This is a genomic window from Pseudoclavibacter caeni, from assembly GCF_008831125.1.
Taxonomy (GTDB): Bacteria; Actinomycetota; Actinomycetes; order Actinomycetales; family Microbacteriaceae; genus Pseudoclavibacter_A; species Pseudoclavibacter_A caeni.
In genome coordinates this window covers 1-22,003 of record NZ_WBKA01000005.1, presented here as the reverse complement: position 1 = coordinate 22,003, position 22,003 = coordinate 1, and the positions used below count along the sequence as shown (strand labels likewise).

General features: G+C 71.6%; 21 protein-coding genes and 2 tRNA genes. 18 read left to right on the top strand and 5 right to left on the bottom strand.

The window, feature by feature from the left end; all coding sequences use genetic code 11:
• Positions 1 to 28: 28 nt before the first annotated feature.
• The 5 genes from F8O02_RS06905 to F8O02_RS06885 are packed head-to-tail and all read left to right on the top strand — an operon-like array spanning position 29 to position 5,837.
• Entirely contained in the window at positions 29 to 808 is a 780-nt protein-coding gene (locus F8O02_RS06905) for an isoprenyl transferase (RefSeq protein WP_158036617.1), read from the top strand.
• Between the two features lie 58 nt (positions 809 to 866).
• Entirely contained in the window at positions 867 to 2,252 is a 1,386-nt protein-coding gene (locus F8O02_RS06900; protein ID WP_158036520.1) for a glycine--tRNA ligase, read from the top strand.
• A gap of 2 nt (positions 2,253 to 2,254) precedes the next feature.
• The gene (locus tag F8O02_RS06895) at positions 2,255 to 3,295 is read left to right on the top strand and encodes a CPBP family intramembrane glutamic endopeptidase (RefSeq protein ID WP_158036519.1); all 1,041 of its coding nucleotides are present in this window, start codon (positions 2,255 to 2,257) and stop codon (positions 3,293 to 3,295) included.
• A 59-nt stretch (positions 3,296 to 3,354) separates the two neighbouring features.
• Positions 3,355 to 4,557 carry a tRNA dihydrouridine synthase DusB gene (gene dusB, locus F8O02_RS06890; protein WP_158036616.1) on the top strand — a complete coding sequence of 401 codons (1,203 nt, stop codon included), beginning with the start codon at positions 3,355 to 3,357 and terminating at the stop codon, positions 4,555 to 4,557.
• Between the two features lie 11 nt (positions 4,558 to 4,568).
• The gene (locus tag F8O02_RS06885) at positions 4,569 to 5,837 is read left to right on the top strand and encodes a deoxyguanosinetriphosphate triphosphohydrolase (RefSeq protein ID WP_158036518.1); all 1,269 of its coding nucleotides are present in this window, start codon (positions 4,569 to 4,571) and stop codon (positions 5,835 to 5,837) included.
• Positions 5,838 to 5,843: 6 nt separating this feature from the next.
• On the opposite strand, the gene F8O02_RS06880 is transcribed toward F8O02_RS06885, so the two are convergent.
• Positions 5,844 to 6,785: an acyl-CoA dehydrogenase family protein gene (locus F8O02_RS06880; RefSeq protein WP_158036517.1), complete on the bottom strand. Its 942-nt coding sequence runs from the start codon at positions 6,783 to 6,785 to the stop codon at positions 5,844 to 5,846.
• A gap of 127 nt (positions 6,786 to 6,912) precedes the next feature.
• Between F8O02_RS06880 and dnaG the strand changes: the two genes are divergently transcribed.
• The 3 genes from dnaG (at position 6,913) to F8O02_RS06865 (ending at position 10,465) form a co-directional block, all read left to right on the top strand.
• Entirely contained in the window at positions 6,913 to 8,874 is a 1,962-nt protein-coding gene (gene dnaG / locus F8O02_RS06875; RefSeq protein WP_158036516.1) for a DNA primase, read from the top strand.
• Between the two features lie 114 nt (positions 8,875 to 8,988).
• Positions 8,989 to 9,915 (top strand): NAD(P)-dependent oxidoreductase, encoded by a 927-nt coding sequence (locus F8O02_RS06870; RefSeq protein ID WP_218859583.1) that lies wholly within the window; start codon positions 8,989 to 8,991, stop codon positions 9,913 to 9,915.
• Between the two features lie 91 nt (positions 9,916 to 10,006).
• Positions 10,007 to 10,465 carry a GNAT family N-acetyltransferase gene (locus tag F8O02_RS06865; RefSeq protein WP_158036515.1) on the top strand — a complete coding sequence of 153 codons (459 nt, stop codon included), beginning with the start codon at positions 10,007 to 10,009 and terminating at the stop codon, positions 10,463 to 10,465.
• Positions 10,466 to 10,530: 65 nt separating this feature from the next.
• Here F8O02_RS06865 and F8O02_RS06860 read toward each other — a convergent pair whose 3' ends face one another.
• Complete coding sequence (locus tag F8O02_RS06860) at positions 10,531 to 11,181, bottom strand: peptidyl-tRNA hydrolase (protein WP_179416322.1); 651 nt, start codon at positions 11,179 to 11,181, stop codon at positions 10,531 to 10,533.
• Positions 11,182 to 11,382: 201 nt separating this feature from the next.
• Between F8O02_RS06860 and F8O02_RS06855 the strand changes: the two genes are divergently transcribed.
• The 3 genes from F8O02_RS06855 (at position 11,383) to F8O02_RS06845 (ending at position 12,324) form a co-directional block, all read left to right on the top strand.
• Positions 11,383 to 11,455: transfer RNA gene (locus tag F8O02_RS06855), tRNA-Asn, on the top strand.
• Between the two features lie 326 nt (positions 11,456 to 11,781).
• Positions 11,782 to 12,129: a hypothetical protein gene (locus tag F8O02_RS06850; protein WP_158036513.1), complete on the top strand. Its 348-nt coding sequence runs from the start codon at positions 11,782 to 11,784 to the stop codon at positions 12,127 to 12,129.
• A gap of 110 nt (positions 12,130 to 12,239) precedes the next feature.
• A tRNA-Met gene (locus F8O02_RS06845) sits at positions 12,240 to 12,324 on the top strand.
• A 170-nt stretch (positions 12,325 to 12,494) separates the two neighbouring features.
• Here F8O02_RS06845 and def read toward each other — a convergent pair.
• Complete coding sequence (def, locus tag F8O02_RS06840; protein WP_158036512.1) at positions 12,495 to 13,058, bottom strand: peptide deformylase; 564 nt, start codon at positions 13,056 to 13,058, stop codon at positions 12,495 to 12,497.
• Positions 13,059 to 13,127: 69 nt separating this feature from the next.
• On the opposite strand from def, the gene F8O02_RS06835 reads away from it, so the two are divergent.
• The 6 genes from F8O02_RS06835 (at position 13,128) to trpS (ending at position 19,456) form a co-directional block, all read left to right on the top strand.
• Positions 13,128 to 14,039 (top strand): DMT family protein, encoded by a 912-nt coding sequence (locus F8O02_RS06835; RefSeq protein WP_158036511.1) that lies wholly within the window; start codon positions 13,128 to 13,130, stop codon positions 14,037 to 14,039.
• A 40-nt stretch (positions 14,040 to 14,079) separates the two neighbouring features.
• Complete coding sequence (locus F8O02_RS06830; RefSeq protein WP_158036510.1) at positions 14,080 to 14,883, top strand: SGNH/GDSL hydrolase family protein; 804 nt, start codon at positions 14,080 to 14,082, stop codon at positions 14,881 to 14,883.
• A 188-nt stretch (positions 14,884 to 15,071) separates the two neighbouring features.
• The gene (locus F8O02_RS06825) at positions 15,072 to 15,671 is read left to right on the top strand and encodes a TetR-like C-terminal domain-containing protein (protein ID WP_179416321.1); all 600 of its coding nucleotides are present in this window, start codon (positions 15,072 to 15,074) and stop codon (positions 15,669 to 15,671) included.
• A gap of 108 nt (positions 15,672 to 15,779) precedes the next feature.
• Positions 15,780 to 16,358, top strand: a complete 579-nt coding sequence (gene nrdI, locus F8O02_RS06820; protein ID WP_158036508.1) for a class Ib ribonucleoside-diphosphate reductase assembly flavoprotein NrdI — start codon at positions 15,780 to 15,782, stop codon at positions 16,356 to 16,358.
• A complete protein-coding gene (gene ligA, locus F8O02_RS06815; protein ID WP_158036507.1) occupies positions 16,355 to 18,388 on the top strand; it encodes an NAD-dependent DNA ligase LigA in 2,034 nt (677 codons plus the stop codon). The genes nrdI and ligA overlap by 4 nt, the downstream gene beginning before the upstream one ends.
• Positions 18,389 to 18,421: 33 nt before the next feature.
• Entirely contained in the window at positions 18,422 to 19,456 is a 1,035-nt protein-coding gene (trpS, locus tag F8O02_RS06810; RefSeq protein WP_158036506.1) for a tryptophan--tRNA ligase, read from the top strand.
• A gap of 7 nt (positions 19,457 to 19,463) precedes the next feature.
• Here the strand turns inward: trpS and F8O02_RS06805 are convergent, their stop codons facing one another.
• The gene (locus F8O02_RS06805) at positions 19,464 to 20,177 is read right to left on the bottom strand and encodes a TenA family protein (RefSeq protein WP_158036505.1); all 714 of its coding nucleotides are present in this window, start codon (positions 20,175 to 20,177) and stop codon (positions 19,464 to 19,466) included.
• Positions 20,178 to 20,404: 227 nt separating this feature from the next.
• Here F8O02_RS06805 and F8O02_RS06800 point away from each other — a divergent pair, with 227 nt between their 5' ends.
• Complete coding sequence (locus F8O02_RS06800; RefSeq protein WP_158036504.1) at positions 20,405 to 20,773, top strand: hypothetical protein; 369 nt, start codon at positions 20,405 to 20,407, stop codon at positions 20,771 to 20,773.
• An 885-nt stretch (positions 20,774 to 21,658) separates the two neighbouring features.
• On the opposite strand, the gene F8O02_RS06795 is transcribed toward F8O02_RS06800, so the two are convergent.
• The coding region (locus F8O02_RS06795; RefSeq protein WP_158036503.1) for a transposase at positions 21,659 to 22,003 on the bottom strand (345 nt) is incomplete at its 5' end.

Genomic DNA, 22,003 nt, shown 5'->3' with positions numbered 1-22,003 from the left:
CGGCCAGGACGCCGACGCCCCCGCGGCGCTGCTGCCGCTCGACTACGCCGGCGGACGGCCGCCGCACGTCCCCGAGCGCTTCCTGCCCCGGCACGTCGCCATCGTCATGGATGGCAACGGCCGATGGGCGAACAGCCGGGGACTCAAGCGCACCGAGGGGCACCGAGCCGGCGAGACCGCCCTGCTCGACGTGGTCGCCGGCGCGATCCAGATCGGCATCCGACATCTCTCCGTCTACGCGTTCTCGACCGAGAACTGGAAACGCTCGCCGGAGGAGGTGCGCTTCCTGATGGGCTTCAATCGCGAGGTGCTGCACCGCCGGCGCGACCAGCTGCACGCCTGGGGCGTGCGCGTGCGGTGGGCCGGCCGGCGCCCCCGCCTGTGGCGCAGCGTGATCAAGGATCTCGAGGCCGCCGAGGAGCTGACCCGGCACAACACCGTGATGGACCTCACCATGTGCGTCAACTACGGCGGGCGGGCCGAGATCGTCGACGCCGTGCGCGAGATCGCCCAGCAGGTCGCCGACGGCCGGCTGCATCCGCGCGGCATCACCGAGCGGACGCTCGCCCGCCACCTGTCCACCTGGCCGGTGCCCGACGTCGACCTGTTCCTGCGCCCGTCGGGGGAGCAGCGGCTCTCGAACTTCCTGCTGTGGCAGTCGGCGTACGCGGAGCTCGTCTTCCAGGACACGCTGTGGCCGGACTTCCGTCGGGCCGATCTGTGGGACGCGGTGCTCGAGTACGCCCACCGCGATCGCCGTTTCGGCGGGGCGGTGGATCGCCCGGCCGCACCGCCCGTGGCCGGCTAGACTGGGTCACGGCGCCCCGCGGCGCCAGTCCGTTCCATCCCACTCATCAGGAGTTCGTGTGTCCAAGCAATCCCGTCTCGATGCGGTCATCTCCCTGGCCAAGCGCCGGGGGTTCGTCTTCCCCTCCGGGGACATCTACGGCGGCACGCGGTCGGCGTGGGACTACGGCCCCCTCGGCGCGGAGCTCAAGGAGAACATCAAACGCCAGTGGTGGGATCACTTCGTGCGCGGCCGCGCCGACATGGTGGGCCTCGACTCGTCGGTGATCCTGCCGACGAGGGTCTGGGAGGCCTCCGGGCACGTGGCCACCTTCACCGACCCGCTCGTCGAGTCGCTGCACACCCACAAACGCTACCGCGCCGACCACCTCATCGAGGCGTACACCGCGAAGCACGGGCACCCGCCGGTCAACGGCCTGGCCGACGTCAACGACCCCGAGACGGGCGAGCCCGGCGCCTGGACCGAGCCGCAGCAGTTCTCCGGCCTGATGAAGACGTATCTCGGCCCGGTCGACAACGAGGCGGGGCTGCACTACCTGCGCCCGGAGACCGCCCAGGGCATCTTCATTAACTTCGCGCATGTGGTGCAGGCAGCCCGGCGTCGCCCCCCGTTCGGCATCGGCCAGATCGGCAAGGCGTTCCGCAACGAGATCACCCCCGGCAACTTCATCTTCCGCACCCGTGAGTTCGAGCAGATGGAGATCGAGTACTTCGTGCGTCCCGAGGACGCCGACGCCGCGTTCCGCCAGTGGGTCGAGGACGCCTGGGCCTGGTTCCTCGACCTCGGCCTGCACGAGGAGAACCTGCGCCGCTACGACGTGCCCGAGGACGACCGGGCGCACTACTCGGCGGGCACGATCGACGTCGAGTACCGCTTCGGCTTCGAGGGGAACCCCTGGGGCGAGCTGATGGGCATCGCCAACCGCACCGACTACGACCTGCGCAGCCACACGGAGGCCAGCGGCGAGGATCTCAGCTACTTCGACCAGCGCAGCGGCGAGCGGTACATCCCGTACGTGATCGAGCCGTCGTTCGGGCTGACTCGCTCGCTCATGGCGTTCCTCGTCGACGCGTACGACGAGGAGGAGGTGCCCAACGCCAAGGGCGGCACCGACCGGCGCACCGTGCTGCACCTCGACCCCCGGCTGGCCCCGGTGAAGGTCGCCGTGCTCCCGCTGTCGCGCAACGAGCGGCTCTCGCCGATGGCGCGCGAGCTCGCCGACCGGTTGCGCCGGCACTGGAACGTGCAGTTCGACGACGCCGGCGCGATCGGCCGCCGCTACCGTCGCCAGGACGAGATCGGCACCCCGTTCGCGATCACCGTCGACTTCGACAGCCTCGACGACCACGCCGTCACCGTGCGCGAGCGCGACTCGATGCAGCAGCAGCGCATCCCGCTCGACGAGGTCGAGGGGCAGCTCGCCCAGCACCTGATCGGAGCGTGAGCGTGACGCAGCCATTGGGCTGGCACTGGGAGTGGGTGCGGCCGGAACCGCTCGAGTTCCACCGCCTGCAGCGCACGTTGCCCCGGTACCGGTGGTGGCGTCCGCTGCTCACGGTCGGCCTCGCCACCGTGCTGTACGTGGTGTTCACCATCATCGTGTTCGCGGTGCTCGGCGCGGTGATCGCGCTGCGCACCTCGACGACCGGCCTGCTCGCCTGGGCGGATGCTCTGACGACCATGCAGGTGACGGATCCGATGACCCTCGCCGTGCTGCTCGGCTCGGTGATCCTGATGGCCCCGGCGGTGCTGCTGGCGATGCTCATCACCGGGATGCGCCCCTGGCGGCACGTGCTCTCCGTCGAGTTCCGGCTGCGCCGGCGATGGCTGCTGTGGTGCCTGTGGCCCGCCGTGGCGGTGTTCGTCGGCACGCAGGCGCTGTTCACCGCGTTCGACGCGGTCGGCGCGCTCGTCGCCGGCGACGTCGCCGTGACCACGTCCGCCACCACCGCCTCCGGCTGGGTCGGCTGGCCGGTCTACGGGGTGTCGGTCGTCGTGATCCTCTTGCTCGTGCCACTGCAGGCCGCCACCGAGGAGTTCGTCTTCCGCGGCCTGTTGCTGCAGACCATGGGCGGCTGGGTGCGTCCCGCGTGGGTCGCCGCGATCCCCTCCATCGTGCTGTTCACCATGGGGCACGGCTACGGCTGGTGGGGGCAGGCGAGCATCATCGTGTTCGCGATCACGACCGTGGTGCTCGCCGTGCGCACCGGCGGGCTCGAGGCGGGCATCGCCCTGCACGTGGTCAACAACCTGATCTCGTTCCTGGTCTCCGCGACGGGCCTGACCGGTGACGACACCGTCTCCGGCGGGGCGGACTCGCCGGTGCTCCTGTTCCAGGAGCTCGTCCTCTGCGGCGCCTACCTGTGGTGGGTGCGCGCCGCCGCGGCCCGCTGTCGGCTGCCCAACCGATACAATCCGGCCGCCGCGCCGGTCCCGGTCTGGGATGCCACCCCGGTCGCTACGTCCGCCCCCGAGGAGCTGCGATGACCACCGTCCCCACGCCGCGCCCGACCGGCGAAACCCGCCGGGCGCGTCCCTCCGACGCCATGCGGACACGCCCGGCCGATCGCACGGACGCGCCGGCCGCCCACGGCCTCGACATCGGATCGATCCACGTCGACACGCCCGTCGAGCTCGCCCCGATGGCCGGGATCACCAACCGCGCGTTCCGCCACCTGGCCCGCGAGCACGGCCGCGGCATCTACATGTGCGAGATGATCACGACCCGGGCCCTCGTCGAGCGGCGGCCGGAGACGATGCGGCTGATCACCTTCGACCCCGACGAGCATCCGCGCTCCGTGCAGCTGTACGGCGTTGACCCGCACACGGTGGGGGAGGCGGTGCGGATGATCGTCGCCGAGGATCTCGCCGACCACATCGACCTGAACTTCGGCTGCCCGGTGCCCAAGGTGACCCGGAAGGGTGGCGGGGCAGCCCTGCCATGGAAGCGCGACCTGTTCGAGGCGATCGTGCGCACCGCCGTCCGCGCCGCGGGCCCGCTGCCGGTGACGATCAAGATGCGCACCGGCATCGACGCCAACCACCTCACCTTCGAGCGGGCGGCGAAGACCGCCCGTGACGCCGGGGTCTCCGCCGTCGCCCTGCACGGCCGCACCGCCGCCCAGCACTACTCCGGGCACGCGGACTGGTCGGCGATCGCCCGGCTGCGCGAGCTGCTGCCCGATGTGACGGTGCTCGGCAACGGTGACATCTGGTCGGCCGAGGACGCGATCCGAATGGTGCGCGCCACCGGTGTCGACGGTGTCGTCGTCGGACGTGGCTGCCTCGGCCGCCCCTGGCTGTTCCAGGATCTCGAGCAGGCGTTCGCGCAGTACGAGGCTGACCCGACCCGGCCCGCGTACGCCTATCAGCCGGCGCAGCCGAGCCTGCGCGAGGTGGGGGAGATCCTGCTGCGCCACGCCCGCCTGCTCGTCGACTTCTACGACGACGAGCTGCACGGCTGCCGCGACGTGCGCAAGCACGTCGCCTGGTATTTCAAGGGCTACCCGGTCGGCGGGGAGCTGCGCCATCGCATGGCGATGGTGTCGAGCCTCGCCGAGCTGGAGGACCTAGTCGGCCGGCTCGACCCGACGGTCGGCTACCCCGGTCGGGACGCCGAGGGGCCGCGCGGTCGCGCCGGCACCCCGAAGCGTCCGCACCTGCCGGAGCACTGGCTCGACTCGGACACCCTCGATCCCGCTCAGCGGGCCGACCTCCTCGAGGCCGAGCTCGACGTGAGCGGAGGATAGGAGAGCACCGCATGACCCATGCCTCCGCACTCCACGGCTACACGCCGTTCGACCGGGAGCGGCTGAGCCCGGAGACGCACATCAGCCGCCGCGGCGACTTCGAGCGCGACCGCGGCCGCATCATCCACTCCTCGGCGCTGCGCCGTCTGTCGGCGAAGACCGCCGTGTTCTCGCCGACGGCCGGCATCGACTTCGTGCGCAACCGCCTCACCCACTCCCTGGAGGTCGCCCAGGTGGGTCGCGAGCTCGGCCGCTCGCTGGGCCTCGACCCGAACCTCGTCGACAGCGCCTGCCTCGCCCATGACTTCGGCCACCCGCCCTTCGGCCACAACGGGGAGATGGCCCTCGCCGAGTGGGCCGTGCACATCGGCGGGTTCGAGGGCAACGCGCAGACGTTCCGACTGCTCACCCGGCTCGAGACGAAGCGGATGGTGGCCGGCACCAGCTACGGGCTCAACCTCACCCGGGCGACGCTCGACGCCACCGCGAAGTACCCGTGGGGGCTCGCCGAGGGTGTGCGGCGCGCCGACGCCACCGGCGGCCCGCTCAAGTACGGCGTGTACGAGGATGACCTGCCCGCATTCGAGTGGGTGCGCGAGGGTGCCCCGGCCGACCGACGCTGCATCGAGGCGCAGGTGATGGACCTCTCCGACGATATCGCCTACTCCGTGCACGACTTCGAGGACGGCATCGTCGAGCGCTACGTCGACCCGGCGGTGCTCGGCGACCCCGCATCACTCGACGGCGTCATCCGCGGGGTCATCGTGTGGACGGGCACCCGCATCGCCCCCGACGCCCTGCACGAGGCCCTCGCCCGCCTGCAGGCCATGCCGCTGTGGTTGGACGCCTGGAGCGAGACCCGGGAGCATCTCGCCCGGCTCAAGGACCTCACCAGCGAGCTGATCGGCCGGTTCTGCCGGTCGGTGACCGAGGCGACCCGCGCCGCCCACGGCGACGGCGACCTGCTGCGCTACCGGGCTGACGTCGTGCTGCCGGAGGACACCGCGGCCGAGATCACGCTGCTGAAGGGGATCGTGGGCATGTTCATCATGTCCGCCGACACCCTGCAGCCGTACTACGAGCGACAGCGGGAGCTGCTCGCCGAGCTGCTCGACGCGCTGTGGGCGAGCGGTGACACCCACCTCGAGCCCGCCTTCCGCGAGTGGTGGGCGGACGCCGCGGACGACCGGCAGCGACGGCGGGTGATCGTCGACCAGGTGGCGACGCTCACCGACGTCTCCGCCGGGGCCTGGCACAAGCGGATCGTCGCCGGGGCCTGAGCCGGGTCACCCGCCGATCGGGCCGAGCAGCGCCGTGGCCGCGGTCGCGTGCGCGCTCTCGTCGTTGGACGGGTGGAAGAGCCCGGCGAGCACCTCCCGGTACAGGCGCGCCATCTCGCTGCGGTTGTCGAACGCCGCGCCGCCGCAGACGTGCATCATCTCCTCGACGACGCCGCGGGTCACCTGCGTGGCCCGCATCTTCGCGCCGGACAGCAGGGTGAACCACCGGGCGCCATGAGGCGCGTCCCGGTCGACGTCGCAGGCGAGCGCGGCGAGCTGGGGGCGCACGCCGTCTAGCTGCAGCCCCGCCTCGGCCACACGCCACCGGATGGCCGGGTCGTCGGCCAGCGGCTGGCCGGTGCGCTTCGAGCGTCGGGAGTGCGCCGCCGCCACGCCGAGCTCGAGGGTCCGCTCGGCGAGCCCCAGGTACACGCTCGCGAGCAGCAGCTCGAAGCTCGCGAAGATGCCGAACACGTACGGGTCCATGCTCGGCCCCGGCGGCAGGCGGCGCAGCACCCGCTCCGGACGGGCTCTGGCGCCCGCGAGCCGTGTGGTGCGGCTGTACGTGCCGCGGATGCCGAGCACATCCCAGTGCTCGTCGCGGTGGATGCCCGGATCGTCACCATCAAGGAACGCGTGGACGATGCACGGCGCATCCGGACTCGTCGTGTCGAGGCCGAGCACGCCGAGCCGGGTGAAGGCGGGGGAGAGAGTCGTGAAGATCTTGGTGCCGGTGAACCGCACCCCGCCGTCCGGCTCGGGCACCAGGATGTCGAGGTAGCCGGCCCGGCGCAGGTCGGCGAGGTCGTCGGTGACGAAGCGGTTCTCGCGGTCGACGACGGCGGCCCGGTCGTGGATGCGGGCGAGCAGGTCGTCGGGCAGGTGGCGGGCGGGGTCGAAGGGCTCGGCGGACGAGCCTGTGGCGGGGGTGCTGGCGGGGGCGGTCATGGCCGACAGTCTGCCAGACCCCGGTGACGCCCTGCCAGCATCCGAAGCCCCCCGGCGCCAGCCCCGGCATGCCGGGCGGCACGGCGGCGTCCGGCGCCGCCCGGCGCCGCCGCCTACACTGGACGCCATGGCCGGACGGATCACGCGCGCAGACATCGACGCGATCCGCTCCCGCACCGACATCGCCGAGATCGTCGGGCAGTACGTGACCCTCAAGTCGGCCGGCATCGGCTCGCTGAAGGGCCTGTGCCCGTTCCACGACGAGCGCACCCCCTCGTTCCACGTGCGCCCGCAGCTCGGCTACTACCACTGCTTCGGCTGCGGCGAGGGCGGCGACGTGTTCACGTTCCTGCAGAAGATGGAGCACGTCACCTTCGCCGAGGCCGTCGAGCAGCTCGCCGGGCGCATCGGTTACCAGCTGCACTACGAGGACGGCGGCCCGGACCGCGAGGCGCAGGGGCAGCGGGCCCGCATCCTCGAGGCGAACGAGGCCGCCCGCCACTGGTTCGCCGCCCAGATGGGCACTTCCGAGGCGCGCCCCGCCCGTGAGGAGCTGCTGCGCCGCCACTTCGGCTCGGACGCGGCGGCCCGGTTCGGGGTCGGCTACGCGCCGCGCGGCTGGAACGGCCTGCGCGATCACCTGCGCGGCCGGGGGTTCTCCGACGACGAGCTCGTCGCCGCAGGGCTCGCCTCGCACGGACGACGCGGCGCCTACGACCGGTTCCGGGGGCGCCTGGTGTGGCCGATCGTCGATGTCACCGGACGCACGATCGGGTTCGGCGCCCGCCGCCTGTACGAGGATGACGAGGGCCCGAAATACCTCAACACGCCCGAGACCGCCGTCTACCACAAGGCCCGGGTGCTCTACGGACTCGACCTCGCCAAGCGTGCGATCGCCCGCAGCCGCCAGGTCGTCGTCGTGGAGGGGTACACGGACGTGATGGCCTGTCACATGGCCGGTGTGGAGACCGCGGTGGCCACCTGCGGCACCGCGTTCGGGCCGGGACACATCGAGGTCATCCGCCGCATCCTGGGCGACGACGCCTCCCGCCCGGCCGAGGTGATCTTCACCTTCGACCCCGACGCGGCGGGGCAGAAGGCCGCGCTGCGCGCGTTCGCCGAGGAGCGCCGGTTCGTCGCCCAGACGTACATCGCGATCGCCCCGGACGGGCTCGACCCCTCGGACCTCCGCCAGGAGCGCGGTGACCAGGCGGTGCGCTCGATGGTCGAGGCGAAGACGCCGCTGTTCGAGTTCGCGATGCGCCAGGTCGTCTCCCGCTTCGACCTCGACACGGTCGAGGGACGCGTGCAGGCGCTGCGCCAGGCGGCGCCCATCGTCGCCGACATCCGCGACCAGGCGCTGCGCCCCGGGTACACGCGCGTGCTCGCCGGTCTCGTCGGGGTCGATCCGGCCGAGGCGACCCGGGCGGTGACCCAGGCGGGCAGGCGTCCCCGCGAGGACGCCCTTGCCGACCGGTCCGCGCCACGCGCCCGGCACGTCGTCCCGTCGGACGGCCGCCCCGCCGGCACCGGCCCGGCCGCCGCTGCCGCCAGCTCGCTCGCCTCGCCCGGGGATGCCACGCCGACGCCCGCCCCGCAGCCGCCGGTGCGCCTGGCGGACCTGCCGGCCGGGTCACCGCAGGCCCGCCGGGAGGTCCAGGTCGTCCAGGTGCTGCTGCAGGTGCCCGACCTGCCGCCGGCGGAGCTGCGGGAGCGGGTCGAGCAGCTGCCCGTCAACGAGCCGCGGCTGCGCGAGGTGCTGCGGGCGCTGTACGCCGTGCCGCGCTACCAGGAGGCCCGCGACCGGCTGGAGCGCGTGAGCGAGGCACTGCCGGAGCCGCTTCGACCGCTCGCCGCGGAGCTCGGCGTGGCCGACCTGCCGGTGACCACCGGCGACGAGGCCAGGGCCTGGGCGACCGAGGTGCTCACCCGGTATGTCATCGACCGACTCGATCAACGCATCCGCGAGCTGCTCGGTAGACTGTCGCGTGGCGCGCGCGTGGCGCCGCCCGAACAGGTCCGCGGCGTCCAGCGGATGCTCGTGGATCTGGAGCGGGAGCGCCGCGCCCTGCGGGAGACGATCTCCTGAGCGCCCGTGCCGACGGCCGTCGGCGCGTCAGCCGTCTCGCAGCGCCGCCGGACGTCCCACGGGCCTCACCCCGGGGTCGCCTCGCACGAGGCGGACCGATCCAGAGGAGCCCCATTGTCGATCGCCGTGCTGCCCAAGCCCCTGCCCACCTATGTGAAGGCCGTCGAGGCCGCCGGGGTCCAGCCCCAGCCGCTCTCCGAGGCCACCACGGGCGTCGTCTGGCTCGATCCCAGGACCCCGGACGCCCTCGCCGAGGTGCTCGACGCCCACCCGCGCATCCGCTGGGTGCAGCTGCCGTTCGCGGGCGTCGACGCGTTCATCCCGCTGTTCGGCCGCGACGACGTCGTGTTCACCTCCGCGAAGGGTGCCTATGACGAGCCGGTCGCCGAGCACGCCCTCGCGCTGACCCTCGCCGCCCTGCGCCAGCTGCCCGTCTTCGCCCGCCGCACCAGCTGGAGCAGCCAGGCCGGCCGCTCCTTGTTCGGCCTGCGCGTCGCCGTCGTCGGCGCCGGCGGCATCGGCCGGGCCATCGTGCGACTGCTGCAGCCGTTCCGTACCCGCACCACCGTCGTGCGTCGACGGCAGCAGCCCGTCGAGGGTGCCGAGCGCGTCATCGACGTCGACGCGTTCCGCGCCGACCTCGGCTCGTTCGACGTGGTCATCCTCGCCGCCGCGCTCACCGGCGACACCCGCCACCTGCTCGGCGCCGCGGAGTTCGCCGCGCTGCCCGACGACGCCGTCGTGGTGAACATCGCCCGCGGCCCCCACATCGACACGGATGCCCTGGACCACGCGCTGCGCACCGGGCAGATCGCCGGCGCCGCCGTCGACGTGACCGAGCCGGAGCCGCTGCCCGACGACCACCCGCTGTGGACGGCCGGCAACATCCTCATCACCCCGCACACCGCGAACACGTGGGCGATGGCCGAGGGGCCGCTGTCGGCCCGGATCACCCACAACGCGAAGGTGTTCCTCAAGCAGGAGCACCTGGGCCGCCCCATGGAGTGGGAGGGCATCGTCGATCAGCAGGCCGGCTACTGACCGGTTGGGCCGAGGCAACCGGGTGAGACGCTGACGGATTCCCTCGTATGCGATTCGCCGGCACCAGCCGTGCCCCGGATAGGATGCGGGCATGACGAACCTGCGACTCGCCGAACTGAACGCCAAGTACATCATCGCGGCGAACGACCTCTCCCTGAAGCCGGGGCAGGCCCAGTTCATCGCGCCGGTCACGTACTCCGCGGCCGCCTCCGTGATCGACCCGTCGACCGCCTGGCAGCGGGTCATCGTCGACGACGACACCGACGAGGTCGTCGCGTTCATCCACGGGCACTTCGACCCGAACGCCGAGGCCCCCGAATTCCGGGCCGCGCTGTGGCGCATCCTCGTCGACGCCGAGGGACAGGGTCGCGGCATCGGCCGCTTCGCCGCCGACGCGCTCGCCGACGAGGCGCGCGCCCGCGGGTACGATGAGCTGTACGTGCACTACGAGCCGGGGGAGGACGGCCCCGGCCCGTTCTTCACCCGCATCGGGTTCGAGCCGGTCGGGGAGACCCCCTACGGCGACGTGATCGCCCGCATGACGCTCTGAGCCACGCCAACGCGACGAACGGCCCAACGGTCGCCCCATCCCGGCGACCGACCGGGCCGTTCAGGTCAGAGGATCACGGCGGTCAGCGACCCGGACGGCACCTCGGTGAATCCCGCGTCGCGCACCTCGACCGCATGCGGCCCGGCCGGGATGCCGGGGACCACGCGCACGGCGCAGCCGCTGGTGATCCACCGCTCGGCGCGCAGCGTCCGCCGCTCGGCGAACAGCTGCACCGCATGCCCCAGCTGCGCGATCGTCTTGCCCGTCGACATGTGCAGGGCCTCGTCGACGTGCACGGTCAGCGCACCGTGCCGGGCGGGACGCCCCGAGGGCTCCGCCTGCAGCCCGGAGACCTGCGCCTCGCGGATCGCCCGCGGCTGCTCAGAGGGTCGCAGCGGGGCGAGCACCATCACGCTGGCATCGCCGACGTGCGCCACGACGTGCGGATGCTCGACCGCGAGTGCCCGGTGCCAGGCCGCGCCGCGAGCGCGTTTGACGATCTTGCGGATGGCCTCGTCTCGCCACAGGGCGATCCGGTCGACGACCTCGTCGCGTTCGTCGCGCAGCAGCCGCATGAGTCCGAGGGCGGCCGCGTCGAACAGATCCTCGCGTCCGACGCGCAGACGCCCGTCCGGGGTCTTCTCCGCGTCGACGACGAACACGATCGCGAGGGGATCCTCCTCTGACTCGAGTCGTCCCGTCAGGTCATCCGCCATCATCGATCAGCCTCCAGTCCCGCTGCGGGCGCGCCCTGACCAGATGTCGGCCGGGCTCGACGCCCCCACGAGCATTCTGGCACCGTGTGACGTCGGGCGTCGCGCGACGTCCCGGAGCACCGCAGCACGACACGCCCGACGGGCCGGTTTTGGCATCCGTGGAACGACTTGGTATCATACAGAGGTTGCCGCAAGGAACATTCCCCTGTAGCTCAATTGGCAGAGCATTCGGCTGTTAACCGAAGGGTTGTTGGTTCGAGTCCAACCGGGGGAGCAAGCCCCAGCTGGTCGAATCATCCCGGCAGGGGCTTTTCTCATGCCCCTCTCTCCCCGGGATCATGCGGATCTCGGCACCGTCGGCGATCGCCGGCGGAAGCCGCCATCCAGCAGAAGAGGAGGGGCTCCGAGACGGTGTTCGACCGGCTGCTGACTAAGAATTGACTAAAACGTTCTCGTGACGGTGTCCGAGAGTGTCGGAATCGACTGGTAAACGCCTCGAATCGACCCGGAAACGGTGACTAGACACGCCCGGGCCACACCGGGTTCTCACGTCGATTCCACCAGATTCCGCTGGCGCGTCAGCCCCGCATGGCTGCAGCCATGCGTCGCGTCCCGGTCTCCGATCTCGTCCATCATGCGCTCGCCGCGCTGCTGGAGGTCGTCGGCGCGGCGCTGCTCGTGCTCTCCGCGACTGACGCGCCCACGGCCCTGCTGCAGACCGGCGGCCAGACCATGGCCGGATCGATCGACCAGCTCGCCGCGAGCGAGCTCATCACCCGACTCGGTCTGCTCGCGCTGTTCAGCGGCATCGTGGTCGCGGCGCTGACCATGGTGCTGATCCTGTTGCGCCGCCTCGCCTCTCCGGGCGTGGCACGGACGATCCGGATCATGGTGTGGGCACTCACCATCGCGGTGCTCGCCGAGGCGGGATGGATGCTGATGCGCTGACACGGCCGCAGACGCGCCCGATGTCAGAGTTCGTCACAGTGCCGGGGCCGCGCCTGCGGGCTCCGTAGTCTCGGGTCATCGCCGCCGCGAGCAGCGCGGTCGGCGACCGTCGCGGTGTATCCAAGCGGACGAAGGGGACGGTCTCATATCCCGTCGCGCGAGCCACCGCAGGTTCGAATCCTGCCACCGCGTCCACCCGCCGAGGTACGGGACGGTGACCAGGACCCGTGCCGCAGCCTGCCCACCCGACGCGCCGACTGCTTCAGGCCTCGTGCCGTCGGCCCGGTTCAGGTCTCGAGTCGCCGGATCGTCCCGGCCCGGCGCAGCCCGGCCCACGTGATCGCGTCACCGTGTCGCCGGCTCTCTCAGGCGACGATGTCGTCCACGCCCGGGGTCCAGGTCAGTCCCGGCTTCCCCCAGTGGTGCTTGCGGATGTACTTGTGCGCGGCGTAGGCGTGGGGGTCCTCGAGACGGTCGACGTACAGCACCCCGTCGAGGTGGTCGTACTCATGCTGAAGGATGCGGGCGAGCCATCCATCGGCGCGCAGCTCGTAGTGCCGGCCGTGCTCGTCCTGCGCCTTGAGCAGCGCGTGGCGGGAGCGCCGGGTGGGGTAGCGGGCGCCCGGCACCGACAGGCAGCCCTCGTCGTCGTCCTCGTCGAGGGGGCCGGCCGGGGCCGGCATGATCCACAGCTCGGGGTTCACCGCCACGCCGCGGTGCTCGACGTCTTCTTCATCCGTCCAGCCGTAGACGAACATGCGTGCGTCGACGCCGACCTGCGGGGCGGCGAGGCCCACGCCCGGGGCCGCGTCCATCGTCTCGAGCATGTCGGCCGCGAGCGTGCGCAGGCGGTCGTCGAAGACGGTGACGGGCTGGTTGCCCCGGTGGAGCACGGGCTCCCCGGTGATGGTGATGGGAAGAATCGTCATGCAACGATTATCCGCCCTTCCTCCGGGGGCGGATACCATGGAGGCACCCAGACTCGAACGGAAGCCACTGTGACCCATGCCCTCGCGATCCTGATCGCCGCCGTCGGCGCCGTGTCGATGGCGATCGGCACGCAGCTGCAGAGCTCGGGCGTGGCCCGCACGGACAAGACGGTCTCCGACTCGGGCGGAGGAGGGTTCAGCCTCGCGCAGCTGCTGGGCCTGCTGCACAGCGGCCAGTGGATCGGAGGCACCCTGCTGCTCGGCCTCTCCGTCGTGCTGCAGGTGACGGCGCTGTCGCTGGCCCCGATCATGGTCGTGCAGCCGGTCGGCATCATCGCGCTGATCATCACGACCTACCTCAACGCCCGGCTCACACACATGCGCGTCGGCCAGGCCGTGCTCACCGGGGTGCTCATGTGCATGACGGGCATCGGCGCGTTCGTGCTGCTCGCCGCGACCGTCGCCGAGGACCATCCGGTCACCGACCAGCGGCTGGAGGCGGTGCTCGCCCTGGCCGGGGCAGTGATCGTGACGTGCGCGGCGCTGTTCGCCGTGTTCGGCCGGCGGATGCGCGCCATCGCCTACATCATCGGCGCCGGCGTGCTCTTCGCGTTCGTCTCCACGCTCGCGAAGGTCGTCATCGCTCGGCTGCTGCAGCACGAGCTCGGCTGGCTGACGCTGATCGGTGCGGCGGCACTCCTGTGCGCGGCGGGCCTCGGCTCCTGGTTCGTGCAGAACGCCCACGCGTCCGGCCCGCCAGATCTCGTCATGGCCGGGCTGACGGTGATCGACCCGCTCGTCGCGGTGATCGTCGGCATGACCGTACTCGAGGAGGCCACCTCGGCCCCGCTGTGGATGCTCGCTCCGTTCATCGTCACCGGTGCGCTGGGCGTCGCGGGCGTGTTCGTCATCTCCCGGCACCATCCGCAGGTGGTCCGCGTGCACCGAGCCGCGGAGCACGTGCCGGAGCGAGACGCCTGATGCTTTCCCGCCACCCCGGCTTCGGAGTACCCTGCGCCATGTGACACCCCGAAGGTCAGCCCGCAGCACCCGCATCGCCGGGCTCGCGATCGTGACGCTGCTGATCGCGGTCGCAGGCCTCGGCTGGTTCGCGGCCGACCGGCTGACCGCCCTGCGCGCGACCGGCGCGCCCGCGGCGGGAGCCGGTGCGGTGGCTGACCCAGCGACACTCGACCCCGTACCCGCCGTGGCCTCCGACACCGGCGGCGGGACGGCCGCCACACGCATGCTCGTCATCGGCGACTCGTACACTTCCGGCGAGGTGCTCGAAGACCCCGCCGACCGGTTCTCTACGCTCATCGCCGACCGCCTCGGCTGGAACGAGGAGAACGTCGCTCTCGGCGGTACGGGTTACGTCACCGAGATGCCCGTCGGCGACGGCGTGCGCCCGACCTACCAGGAGGTGCTCGACGACCTGCCTGACGCGGACTACGACGTGGTGCTCGTCACCGGCGGCGGCAACGACGTGCCGGCCTGGGCCGAGCAGGGCGACCGGGCGGACGCCGTGACAGCCTTCTACCGCGACCTGCGCGACCGATGGCCGCACGCCGCGGTCTACGCGGTCTCCCCGTTCTGGAACGCCGCCGAACCGCCCGAGGAGCTCGTGATGATCGGCGACGACGTGCATGACGCGGTCGACCGCATCGGTGGCCACTACCTGGACGTGGGCGAGCCGATGACCGGTCATCCGGAGTGGATCCTGCCCGACGGGGACCACCCGAACCCCGCCGGCAACGAGATCATCGCCGAGCGCGTGCTGGCGCTGATGGGTCTCGCGGACGCGGCGCCTGGCTCACGGGGATGACCATGATGCCGGCTGCGCCGTCCGCTCCCCACGCGGCTCCGCCGCGGCCCGTCGGTCACCGACCGAGTCTCCAGGACACCGTCCGGCGCCAGCGCTGCAGCGCTTCCCGGCGTGTTCGCCGGCAGCTGACGTCCAAAGGCTCCCCAGAGGGTAGTCTTCAATACTCTGAGAAGCAGAAGGAGCCTTGCATGACGCAACCGAATCGCAGACCGGGGCGTCCGAGAGATGCGGAGCTCAGTGACGCCATCGAACGAGCGATCGTCGACATCGTCACGAGCGGGGGGGCGTCCGAACTGTCCATCTCCGGAATCGTCGAACGGGCCGGCACCAGCCGACCGGCGTTCTACCGGCGACACCCAGACCTCAACGCGGCGATCCTGCACGTGCTGCAGCACCGCTACCCACACGTCGGCACCCCTGACACCGGCACGCTGGAGGGGGACTTGCTCGTCCTGCAGCGCGCCGAGATCGAGATGCTCAACGACCCGTTCTTCCGCAGGGTGCTGCCGCACGTGATGCTCGCCGCGGACGACGACGAGGAGAGCCGGCGGTACTACGTCGACCACTTCGTCCGCCCACGCCGCACGCAGATCGGGGAGGTGCTCGCCGCCGCCGCCAGACGGGGCGAGATCCCCGACGAATACGACACGAACGCGGTGTGCGACGCGCTGATCGGACTGCTCCTGCCAGTCACGATGATCCCCGGCGGCGACACGCTGGGCGAGGACGCGGTCACGCGCAGCGTGCGCGTGGCGATGTCCATCGCCCGGGAGCACGCCGCAGCCTGACCGGCTCGGAACGCGCCGCGGCGGACGACCCACGCCCACCGCGGCGCGTTCCGGCGTCTCGGGCGCGCCGTCGCCCCGTGCCAACGTCCACGGCGAGATGATGAGCCCATGCCACAGACCCCTGTGTACTTCTACTCGAGTGCGAGCGGCCTCGTGCGCCGCTTTGCCACACATCTGGAACGTCCCGTGTTCGACCTGGCCGACCCGGCCGTCCGCAATTCTGAGGCCGACGGCCCCTGGGTGCTGCTCACCCCGAGTTACAAGGCCGGCAGCTCGCACAACGACACCCTGCCGAAGGCGGTGCTCGTCTTCCTCGCCTCGCCGGTGAACCGGCGGCGCATGGTCGGGGTGATCGGCTCCGGCAACCGCAACTTCGGCGTGCACTACCAGGCCGCCGCCCGGCAGATCGCCGCCCGCTCCGGCCGCCCCATGCTCTTCGAGTTCGAGCTGTCGGGCACCCCGGAGGACGTGGCCTGCTGCCGTGAGATCCTCTCTGACCTCGACGCCGCGCTGACCGCGCGGCACGCGCGGCCTCAGCGGGCCGCCTCAGAGCAGGGTGACCCGGAACAGGCGCCCCCGGAACAGGCGACCCCGGAACAGGCGCCCCCGGAACAGGCGACCCCGGAACAGGCGACCCCGGAACAGACCGCCCCGGAGCAGGGTGGCCCTGGAGAGGAGCGGCGGTGACCTATCGCGACGACGTCGCCCTCGCCGAGCGCGCGAACCAGGCGTACTACGACGGCGCCGAGCCGGTGATGACCGACGCGGCCTATGACGCGCTGCTCGACCGCATCCGAGCCTTCGAGCGCGAGCACCCGGAGCAGCGGATCGCCCACCACCTGTTCGACCGGGTCGCCGGCGGCGACTCCGAGGGCGGGGACGTCCGGCACGCCTGGCCGATGCTCTCGCTGGACAAGGTGCGTGATCTGGCCGAGGTGCGGGCGTTCGCCGGGCGCATCCTCGCCGAGGGCAGCCCGCTCGAGCTCGAGCCGAAGCTCGACGGGCTGGCCATCGCGGCCGACTACCGGGACGGGGCGCTCGTGCAGGTCTCCACCCGCGGCGACGGCACCACGGGCGAGGACGTCACCCGCCGGGCCCGCGCGCTGCGGATCACCGGGCTGCCGGACCGTATCCCCGACCACCGGCCGATCGAGATGCGCGGCGAGCTGCTGATGAGCCACGACGACTTCGCCCGCAGCAACGCCGCGCGGCAGGCCGCCGGGCACCCGCCGTTCGCGAACCCGAGGAATGCGACCGCCGGGTCACTGCGGGCCGAGTCGCTCGACTATCCTGTCCACGCCACGTTCATCCTGTATGACCGGGACGACGTCGTCACGGAGGCCACTGGCGTCACCGGTGCGCCCATGCCAGCCGCTGCGGCCGGGATCGACCCCGCGGCGTGGGGGTTCCTCCCCGCGGCGAGTCTGCTGGCCGCCCCGGACGAGGCGGGCCGAGATCTCTCCCAGATCACCGACCCCGACGTCCTCATCGCGGGCATCGAGGCCTTCGGGCGGCGGCGCGCCGCCGGCGAGTTCCCGTACCCGACCGACGGGGTGGTGATCAAGGCCGTCGACCGGGCGCTGCGCGCCCGGCTCGGGCACACCGCCCGCGCTCCCCGCTGGGCGATGGCGTACAAGTACGAAGCGCAGAAGGCGACCACCGTGCTGCGCGACATCGAGATGGCCGTCGGCCGCACGGGCAACATCTCGTTCACCGGCGTGTTCGACCCGGTCACCGTCGACGGGTCGACGATCACCCGGGCGACCCTGCACAACTACGCGTTCATCCACGACCGCGACATCCGCATCGGCGACACCGTCGAGGTGTTCAAGGCCAACGACGTCATCCCGCGCATCGACCACGCGTTCCCGGAGCTGCGGGACGGCACCGAGCAGCCATATGACCCGCCCCGGGTGAGTCCGCTGTCGGGCACACCGCTGGACACCTCCGAGGTCATCTGGCGCTCGACCGACCCGAACGACTCGCTGGGCTCGTGGATCAGCTACGCGGTCGCCCGCGACTGCTTCGACATCGAGGGCATCGGCGGCGAGATCGCCGCGGCCCTCGTCGAACAGGGGCTCGTCGGCGACATCGCCGACCTGTTCACACTCTCCGTCAAGCAGCTCGCGACGCTGCCGCTGGGCGAGAACCGCCAGCTCGGCGAGAAGAACGCCCGCAAGATCGCCGCGCAGATCGACCGGGCCCGGCACCAGCCACTGGGCCGGGTGATCGCCGCACTCGGCATCCGCCGCACCGGCCGGACCATGGCCCGAAGGCTCGCCGCCCACTTCCACACCATGGCCGCGCTGCGCGCCGCCGACGAGGAGACCCTCGCCGAGGTCGACGGGGTCGGCCCCGAGCGGGCCCGGCTCGTGCACCAGGGGCTCGACGCCCGCGCCGAGGTCATCGACAAGCTCGCCGCCGCCGCCGTGGACATGGGGGAGGAGCCCGCCGAGGCCACCGCCGAGCCGGGTCCGCTCGACGGCATGACGGTCGTCGTGACCGGGGCGATGACCGGCCCGCTCGCTAGCCGCACCCGCAACGAGATGAACGAGCTCATCGAGGCCGCGGGCGGACGCTCCGCCGGCTCCGTCTCGAAGCGCACGAGCCTGCTCGTCTGCGGCGAGGAGGGGTCGTCCAAATGGCGGAAGGCGAAGGAGCTCGGCGTGCGCATCGTCACCCCCGGGGAGTTCGCGAAGATGCTGGGCCTCGTCTGAGCTGCCGCATGCCCCGGTGTATCGTGGAGAGCCATGGACTCCTTCACCGCCACCGCGTCCCGCATGCCCGAACTGCGCCGCGCCATCCGGGAGCACCCCGAGCGCTACCGGGTGCTGACGGGGGAGCGCCCCACCGGCGTGCTGCACCTCGGCCACTACTTCGGCACCATCGTCGAGCGGGTCAAGCTGCAGGAGCTCGGCGTCGAGACGTTCATCGTGCTCGCCGACTACCAGGTGATCACCGACCGCGACACCGCCGGCAACGTCCGTCAGAACGTCTACGAGGCGATCCGTGACTATCTGGCCGCGGGCCTCGATCCCGAGCGCACGACGATCTTCACCCATTCGTCCGTGCCCGCCGAGAACCAGCTGCTGCTGCCATTCCTGAGCCTCGTCACCGAGGCCGAGCTGCACCGCAACCCGACGGTCAAGGCTGAGCAGGAGGCCTCCGGTCGCGCGCTGAGCGGCCTGCTGCTGACCTACCCGGTGCACCAGGCGGCCGACATCCTCTTCTGCAAGGGTAACCTCGTGCCCGTGGGCAAGGACAACCTGCCGCACATCGAGATCACCCGCACGATCGCCCGCCGGTTCAACGAGCGCTACGGCCATGTGTTCCCGGAGCCCGAGGCGCTGCTGACCGAGACGCCAGAGCTGCCGGGCCTCGACGGGCGCAAGATGTCCAAGAGCTACGGCAACAGCATCCGGCTCGGCATGACCGAGGACGAGACCGCCAAGGCGATCCGCAAGGCGCAGACCGACTCTGAGCGGCGCATCACCTTCGACCCCGAACGCCGGCCCGGGGTGTCCGGCCTGCTGTCGACGGCGGCGGTGTGCACCGGGCGCACGCCCGAGGAGATCGCCGAGGAGATCGGCGGCCAGGGTGCAGGCGCGCTGAAGCGTTACACGACCGAGGCCGTCAACGAGTTCCTGCGCGGGCACCGCCAGCGCAGGGCCGAGATCACGGATGCCGACGCCGCGGCCGTGCTGCACCGCGGCAACGCCCGCGCCAACGAGATCGCGAACGCCACCCTCGACGAGGTGCGCGAGGCGATGGGGATGGTGTACTGAGCCGCGCTCACAGCGCCTGCTGCCAGAACTCCGCCTCCATGCGTGTGGCGGTGCGGAACACCCGGGTGAGTTCGGACATCCGCGCCTCGGTGAACGAGCGTTCCGCAAGCCGGTCGATGAGCGCGATCTCGTCCCGTGCCCCCGTCTGGTAGTCCTCGGCGGCGTACGTCTCGATCCATTCCCGGTACGGATGCTCCCCGGGCCGGTCGAGTGCCGGCGCGAGCGCCCGGCCGATCTCCGCGTAGCCGATCATGCACGGGGCGAGGGCGACGTGCAGGGCCAGGGCGTCCCCGGCCATCCCCGTGTCGAGCACGAACCGGGTGTAGGCGACCGTGCCGAGCAGCTCCGGTGTCGCCTCGAGCATCGCCCGGTCGACGCCCCACCGCTGTGTGAGCGCGATGTGCAGATCGGTCTCGTGCACGACGAGGGCGAGTCCCTCCTGCGCGGCGGCGATGTCGGCCAGCGTGTCAGCCTTGTACGCGGCCAGGGCGTGCGCCCGGGCGAACTGGATGAGGAACAGGTAGTCCTGTACCAGGAACGTCTGGAACGCCGGGAACGGCAAGGTGCCGCGGCCGAGGTCGCGCACGAACGGATGCTCGGTGTACGCCCGCCAGTCGTCGGCACAGGCCGCCCGCAGCCGGTCGAACAGCGTGCGGCCGTCGGCCGGCTGCGCCTGAGTCTGGGGCTGTCTCTGATCAGCATGGTCATGGGTATGGGGCATGATGAGCCTCCGCCTTTCCTACGCCGGCATTGTCCGGACAGGTTCACCGGTATCCGGCCGCATCAGCCGTCTCTCAGCCCGTGCGCTGGGCTCCCGTGGGGATACGTCACACAATACCATCGCGGGTGACGGCCGGTTCCTGCCGAGCCGGGACGGTGCTTGCCTCGCGGCGTCGGGCGGGCGAGGATGGAGGCATCCCGTCCCGGTGCGCGCCCGCGCATCCGGCAGTGGAGGAGGACACCATCACCACGCGTCAGCAGCCATCGCAGCAGCCGGATACCCACCACGAGCAGGCGGGGACGAGCGGCGCGCCGCGTGCCGAGCTGCATCCCGAGCAGGTGGGGCAGGCGGCGCTGGCCGCGGCCCTGGAGCGCATCGACCGGTTGCAGCCCGACGTCGAGCACCGGCTGGCCGCGCTGGGCGTCGCCCGGGCCCATGCGACGCAGATCGCCCGGCAGCGGCTGCGCAACGCCTCGCACACTCTCGACGGGCACCCCGAGCGGCGCAGCGGCATCGTCGGCGAGCCGGAGCTCGACATCGACGACACGCCGGCACGTCCCCTCATCGACAGGTTCCACGGGCAGTCGATCCTCTAGGGTCCTGACCGTCAGGTCGCCCTGCCACGCCCGTCCGCCACGGCGGGGTCACGGCCGCGGCAAGCGCCCGGGCTCGCTGGGCTTCCTTCCCTCGTCCGCAAGGTCTGCACGCGGATGATCTGAGACAGACGCGGTGCAGCGAGGACACGGGTCGCCTGGTCAAAGGAGACAGCGAAGGCGGGGAATCCTGCGTTCTCGCCTGGCCGCGCCCCGTGTCCTCACGCCGGTGCGATCACCGCCGGCCGTCGTCGTAGCCGGTCCGCCACAGCAACCAGTCCTCGCCCCGGGCGGGCAGGGGCGCCCGGCCGACGCCCTCACACCAGGCCTGGGCAGCGCGGAGGCGTCGTCTGCCAGGCGGAGCGCCTCCACCGTGACCACCACGGGAGCCGGCAGCCACACCCACCCGGCCACGACACCGACCAGCACGTCCGGCGACACCTCTCTGGGGACGGGCGTCCAGACCGGGACCCAGCTGCCCGGCGTATGCAGCAGGGTTCGCCCCGTGCACGCCAGCCGGGTCACCTCGACCCCATCCGGGCCTGACACCACGTGCACGGCCCGCCGCCCCGACCGCACCAGCCACGACGACCGCCCGGCCGTCCCGGTCGCCTCCAGAACGATCACCTCCGGCCGGGCCGCAGCGACGCCAACGCCTCACCGACCTCCGCGACCGGCATCGACATCCCACGCGCTCCATTCCTGTGATCCATCATCGTTTCCTCTCCACAGGCCGGCATCTCCGGCCTGCGAGGATACTATGCACGGCAGGAACACTGTGCTCCGGTCGGCTGGACCTCCTCAGATGACGTCAACGTGGGCGACGAGCCAGTCCCACGCCATCTCACGACCGTGAACGCCCTCGGCAGTCCCGCGACGAAATCCGGCTCATCGCGGATGGGAGTGTAGGAGCGGTCTGAATCCGCCGGCTTCGAGGAGCGATCTGGCGATGTAGTGTGTGAGGTTCCGGAAGCCGAGTGCGGAACCGCGAAGGTGCTCGAGCCGGCCGTTGATGGCCTCCGTCGGTCCGTTGCTCGTGCCGGGGCGGTCGAAGAACGCGAGGATGTCGACGGCGCGCTGTTTGAGCGTGCGGCCGAGGCGTCGGACCTCGGTGAGCATCGTGGGGACGCCGCTGGAGACCGAGTCGATCGCGGCCCGCATCATCTCCTTCGCCTTGTTCTTGTCGGGTTCCCGGTAGGCGGCGACGATGCGCTGGTAGATGCCCCAGGTCGC